The 2,220-nt window shown below is 69.0% G+C and carries 3 protein-coding genes; 2 read left to right on the forward strand and 1 reads right to left on the reverse strand.

The features are described 5' to 3' along the window. Nucleotides 1-813 (forward strand): acyl-CoA dehydrogenase family protein (locus tag KF709_14995; GenBank protein MBX3175712.1); only part of this gene is annotated, 813 nt, incomplete at its 5' end. Nucleotides 814-893: 80 nt separating this feature from the next. Beyond that, complete coding sequence (locus KF709_15000) at nt 894-1,895, forward strand: IS5 family transposase (GenBank protein MBX3175713.1); 1,002 nt, start codon at nt 894-896, stop codon at nt 1,893-1,895. 106 nt (nt 1,896-2,001) lie between these two features. Here KF709_15000 and KF709_15005 read toward each other — a convergent pair. After that, the coding region (locus KF709_15005) for a hypothetical protein (protein ID MBX3175714.1) at nt 2,002-2,220 on the reverse strand (219 nt) is incomplete at its 5' end.

Consider the following 2,220-nt stretch of genomic DNA (forward strand, 5'->3'; position numbering starts at 1 on the left):
ATCGCCTCGATGCGGCAGCTCGCGAGCTACTGCCTGACCGAGCCGGGCTCGGGCTCGGATGCCGCCGCGCTGAAGACGAAGGCCGTGCGCGCCGGCGGCAACGGATCGGACTACGTGCTCAACGGGGCAAAACAGTTCATCTCCGGCGCCGGCGCCTCTGACATCTACGTCGTCATGGCGCGCACCGGCGACGACGGGCCGAAGGGCATCTCCACCTTCGTCGTGCCGAAGGACGCGCCCGGCCTCTCCTTCGGCGCCGTCGAGAACAAGATGGGCTGGCACATGCAGCCCACGCGGCAGGTCATCTTCGAGGACTGCAAGGTTCCGGCCGAGAACCTGCTGTCGGGCGAAGGGCGCGGCTTCTCCATCGCCATGGCCGGCCTCGACGGCGGGCGCATCAACATCGGCGCCTGCTCGCTGGGCGGCGCGCGCGCCTGCCTGGAGACCGCCTCGCGCTACGTCGTCGAGCGCAAGCAGTTCGGCAAGCCGATTGCCGACTTCCAGGCGACGCAGTTCAAGCTTGCCGACATGGCGACCGAGCTGGAGGCGGCGCGCCTGCTGATCCACAAGGCGGCGTCGCTGCTCGATGCCAGGTCGCCCGAGGCCACCCAGGCCAGCGCCATGGCCAAGCGCTTCGCCACCGATGCCGGTTTCCGCATCGTCAACGAGGCGCTGCAGCTGCATGGCGGCTACGGCTACCTCAAGGATTTCCCGCTGGAGCGCTACCTGCGCGACCTGCGGGTGCACCAGATCCTCGAGGGCACCAACGAGATCATGCGCGTGGTCATCGCGCGCCGGCTGATGACCGGGTGAGACTCCCTCTCCCCGCGAGCGAGAGGTTTGCAGAAGTCTAGGGGTTGTGATTCGTATGGTCGATCGGCGGAGGCGGATCGATGAGCGAGCGTCAGAGTGGTCAGATGAGCCTGGCCGACGCGCTGGTGCGGCAGCGCGAAGGGCTGAACAAGCGTCTGGAGCGGATGAGCTCGCAGATCGACTGGGGCCGGCTCAAGGCGGTGCTGGCGCCGCTGCGGCGCGGCCGGATGGGCGCGCCGGGCTACGCGCCGCTGGTGCTGTTCAAGGCGCTGCTGCTGGCGCAGTGGTACGGGCTGTCGGACGAGCGGCTGGAGGAGGAGCTGTCGGACCGGGTGACCTTCCGGCGCTTCGTCGGGCTTGGGTTGGCGGACGAGACGCCGGACCACACGACGCTGTGGCGCTTCCGCGAGGCGCTGGGCGCGGCCGGGCTGATGACGGCGGCCTTCGCCGAGATCAACCGGCAGTTCGATGCGCGCGGCCTGATCCTGCGCCAGGGCACGCTGATCGACGCCACGCTGGTCGAGGCACAGGCGGCCAGGCCGAGCCCGCCGAAGGAGCCGGCGCCGGATCAGACGCCGAGCGGCGAGCCGCCGCCGAGCAAGCTGGTGCGCAGCGCCGTCGACCCCGACGCCGACTGGACGCGGCGCGGCGGTCGGCGGCACTTCGGCTACAAGGGCCACATCGCCGTCGACCAGGGCTCCGGTCTGATCCGCCATCAGACCCTGACGCCGGCCTCGGTCAACGAGACCAGTGTCGCCGACACGCTCTATCTGGGCGACGAGCGTGCGCTCTACGCCGACAAGGCCTACGACAGCTACGCCCGGCGGGCTCGACTGCGCAGCCTGGGCCTGAAGAACCGCATCCAGCGCCGCGGCAACCAGTATCACGCGCCGACAGCGCGCGAGATCCTGCGCAACGTCCTGATCGGACGCATACGCGGCAGGATCGAGGCCGTCTTCGGCTTCTTCAAGCGCGTCTGGCACTATCGCCGCGTCCGCTACTTCAACCTCCCTCGCAACGCCACCCAGTTCACCCTCATGTGCACCGCCTACAACCTCAGCCGAGCCCTGCGGCTGACCTGAGACAGACCGCAGACACCCAACCTCGGATCCCATGCAATCCACCCTCACCCACAAAATCGAGACTTCTGCAAAGCTCTCGCGAGCGGGGAGAGGGAGTTGAGAAGACTCACACCGCCTTGCGCACGACGTGGCTGCGGTTGAACGTGTGCGGCCTGATCTCGGCGGCCCAGCGGCCTTTCTCCGAGGCCTCGCCCCAGGCCTTGCTCACCAGGATGTCGGGGCTGTCGAGCTCGTAGAGCGCGGTGTAGCGGGCCATGCCGGCGCCTTCGAGCGGCTTGACCTCGCCGGCGATGACGAAGGCGGCGGGCTCGGTCTTCCAGCGGGT

The sequence above is a fragment of the Gemmatimonadaceae bacterium genome, assembly GCA_019637445.1.
Classification (GTDB): Bacteria; Gemmatimonadota; Gemmatimonadetes; order Gemmatimonadales; family Gemmatimonadaceae; genus Pseudogemmatithrix.

Coding starts and splice junctions, on each gene's coding strand:
- KF709_15000 (MBX3175713.1), top strand. CDS start 894: ATGAGCGAGCGTCAGAGTGGTCAGATGAGCCTGGCCGACGCGCTGGTG.